This window comes from Paenibacillus forsythiae T98 (assembly GCF_000520735.1).
GTDB classification, from domain to species: Bacteria; Bacillota; Bacilli; order Paenibacillales; family Paenibacillaceae; genus Paenibacillus_AQ; species Paenibacillus_AQ forsythiae.
Genome location: NZ_ASSC01000512.1, coordinates 1 through 3,164 on the forward strand (window position 1 = coordinate 1; position 3,164 = coordinate 3,164).

The following is a 3,164-nucleotide window of genomic DNA, read 5'->3' on the forward strand; positions in this document are numbered from 1 at the left end:
CAGCACGACGATCAGCAGGCTCTCAAGCGGCAGATTGAACGCTCCGTCCCCCGCCTGCCCGTGCGGAATCATGGCCAGCAGCGGCTGTACCCACGGGTAATACGGGCCGTAGGTCGCCGAGTTCGCGATCAAAATATTGGGCACCGTGAAGCTGACGTTCAGCGCGAGCGGCGCGGCGAAGCTGCTCCACGCCTGGGAAACGGCCAGCTGGAGCGCGGCCAGCGGTAGACAGGCCGTCCAGCTGGCCGCGCAGGCCCCCAGGATCATCTCCCAGGGAACGGGAGCCCCGATCCCCCTGAACACCCCTGTTCCGATCACTGCGGCCGCGAAGAGGACCTGGGTAACCGCCAGCAGCACAGCCGCCATCGTGAACTTGGCGAGGTATACGGCGGTCCGTGAAACCGGAAGCACCAGCAGCGCTTTCCAGCCGCCGTCCAGATGCTCGTGGCGGCATAGCATGGCGGTGTACAATCCGGACAGAATCGGCAGAAACAAGGCGGCGTGAAGCATGGACATGACGGTGAGCAGTATCGTCCAGTCCGGCTTTCCGCCAGCCGGGGAGGAAGCGAACAGCCCGACCAGCACCGCCGCTGCGGGGCTCGCCGGCACAAGCAGCCATATATAGGAACCGGACAGCTTCAGCCTCTCGGCCGAGAGGATTCTCAGAAACATCTTCATGCCGTCAGTTCACATCCTTCCTTGCGAAATGCGCCGCTCCCGGCAGCAGAACCAGCAGGCTGAGCAATAGCCCCGCGCCCGCAAAATACAGGCGATGCGGACCGGTCCACGCCACATACGGCCAGTTGATCGGCAGCCATGCAGATAGAGTCGTCGTAAAAGGCGACACAATGGCGCAGATGACGCCGATCGAAACCGGCAGCGCCTGATTCCGGAAGGCCAGCGACAGCCACAGCTGAAGCGTGGTAAAGGGCATAACGGCGGCATAGGACAGAAAGCCGATGCGCAGAACGTCATAGACCGGAATCGCGGACGCCCCGAAGCCAAATATCAGCCCAAGTCCTGTCACGAAGACGGAGAGCAGCAGACAGGACACGACCAGCAGCAGCAGGCACAGCAGCAGCTTCGATGCGAACACCGCTATGCGCGAGACCGGAAGGGCGAGAAGCTGCTTCCAGGCGCTGGTCTGATGCTCGATATTGGCCATCAGGGAGCAGACCAGCGTTCCTCCGAGAAACAGGGCCATCGGGACGAATTGCGCGGTATTGCCCAGCAGCCCGCCCCATAAGTCGTCGGCGTATCTCTTCTTCATGTAGTCGAAGCGGAGTCCGAAATTGAGCGCCTGCATGGCCGTAAGACCAAGCGGGCCTGCAAGAATTAGAAGCCAGAGCCCCTTGCCCCGGATTTTCAGCCAATCGGCCGCAAGCAGCCTGCTCATCACCGTCCCTCCCTTTCCACAACCTGCAGAAAGAATTCCTCCAGAGACTGCCGCTGCTCCTCCACCCGGTAGATGGCGTGCCCCTGCTCTACCAGAGCCTTGACCAGCAAGGCGACCTGCGCATCGTTCATTCCGGAGAAGCGGAGCTCGCTCGTCCGGAGCATGCCGTCATAGCCTCTTCGGGAGGCTTCCTCCAGGGCGGCCTCCGGCTCCGACACGACGAGACGCATCTCTCCCGCCGAGCGCTGGCGGAGATGGGCAATCGTGTCCTGGTAGATCATCCGGCCCTGGCGGATGATGCCGACCGTTCCCGCCATTTGCTCGATTTCACTCAGCAGATGGCTGGATACGAGCACGGTAATGCCGTGCTCCCTGGGCAGCGACATGATCAGGCTGCGGATCTCCTGAATGCCGGACGGATCAAGCCCGTTCGTCGGCTCGTCCAGAATGAGCAGCTCGGGGCTGCCGAGCAGCGCGGCGGCGATGCCCAGCCGCTGCTTCATGCCGAGCGAGAACCCCTTGACCGGACGCTTCTCCTCCCCGGTCAGGGAGACGATGTCCAGCACCTCGGCGATGCGGCGCTTCGGCGCGCCGAGAATGCGGCGGATGGCCTCCAGGTTCTCCACCGCCGACAAATGGCCGTAGTAGGAAGGCGATTCGACCAGCGAGCCGACTCTTCGCAGAATGTCCAATCTTTCCTTGCGGAGATCCTTGCCGAAAATTTCGACGTATCCTCCGGTCGGCGCGATCAGACCGAGCAGCATGCGGATCGTCGTCGTCTTGCCCGCGCCGTTCGGACCGAGAAACCCGTAGATTTCGCCTTTCCCGATGCTCAGATCCAGGTGATCTACCGCCATCCGGCCCCGGTACCGTTTCACCAGATCCGTCGTTTGTATAATCGTTTCCATGTCTCTCTTCACCTCGGTAACCAGCATACCGGACCAAGGTTAAAGAAGACTGCCCGCGAAGTTTAAGATTCGTTTAAATTGTTCCGCTCTTTCGGAAAGATGAAGACCGAGGTCCCCTCCGGGGTGCTGTCCGCCGTCCAGGCCAGATCCATGCGGGACAGCAGCATGTCGACGATAGCGAGTCCGAGTCCCGCCCCTTTCACCGGAGAATCTTCGCCAATGCCTGTTCCGTGGTCGCGGATGACGACAGCGCGCACGCCGCCGCGTTTCCCGGCCGCAATCCCGACGTAACCGCCGCTCTTGGCATGGCGCATAATATTCTGATGCAGATTGTCCAGCACACGCCTGAACCAGAGCTCGTCAACCTCCCAGTACAAGGGTTCTTCCTCCAGCTCGATGTCCACCTCCATGCCTTCCTTGCTCCATATTGGATACCACGCCGCAGCGCTTTCCCGCAGCAGCCGCAGAACATCCTTGCGTTCCGGCGACAGCTTCACCCTGCCGCTTGCCAGCAGATTATAACTCAGCAGGTTGTCGATCAGAACGCCAAGGTCGGCGATGCGCTCATCCATCAGATTGAGCGATTCTCTTCCCTGTAAGGACAGCGGCTCCTTGCCAACCTCGAACAAATGGCTGCGCACCACTGTCAGCGGCGTGCGCAGATCGTGGGAGAGGTCGGCGATCAGCCGCTTGCGCAGCTCCTCCTCCTCCCGCTCTCTCCGCCGGCTGTCCTTAAGCTCCGCAACCATCGTATTGAACGCCTCTTCCAGCATGCCGATTTCATCGGGCTTGCCTTTGGGGATCGTTGCCGGAAGGCCGTCCCGCCCGTCCAGAGTCATCGCGGTCTGCAGTTGCAGCAG

Annotated in this window: 4 protein-coding genes; all 4 read right to left on the reverse strand. The window is 61.5% G+C overall.

Going from position 1 to position 3,164, the window contains the following annotated elements:
* A partial coding sequence (locus tag L692_RS0115915; protein ID WP_025701129.1) for an ABC transporter permease occupies positions 1-678 on the reverse strand: 678 nt, incomplete at its 3' end.
* A 4-nt stretch (positions 679-682) separates the two neighbouring features.
* A complete protein-coding gene (locus L692_RS0115920) occupies positions 683-1,399 on the reverse strand; it encodes an ABC transporter permease (protein ID WP_025701130.1) in 717 nt (238 codons plus the stop codon).
* Positions 1,396-2,304, reverse strand: coding sequence for an ABC transporter ATP-binding protein (locus L692_RS0115925; protein WP_025701131.1), 909 nt, complete (start codon positions 2,302-2,304; stop codon positions 1,396-1,398). Before L692_RS0115925 ends, L692_RS0115920 begins: the two co-directional genes overlap by 4 nt.
* A 62-nt stretch (positions 2,305-2,366) precedes the next feature.
* Positions 2,367-3,164, reverse strand: a 798-nt coding sequence (locus L692_RS0115930) for a HAMP domain-containing sensor histidine kinase (protein WP_025701132.1), incomplete at its 5' end; no start/stop codon positions are given.

Bases quoted from the DNA above. Each gene is read 5' to 3' on its own strand.
- L692_RS0115925 (WP_025701131.1), bottom strand. From the start codon at position 2,304: ATGGAAACGATTATACAAACGACGGATCTGGTGAAACGGTACCGGGGC.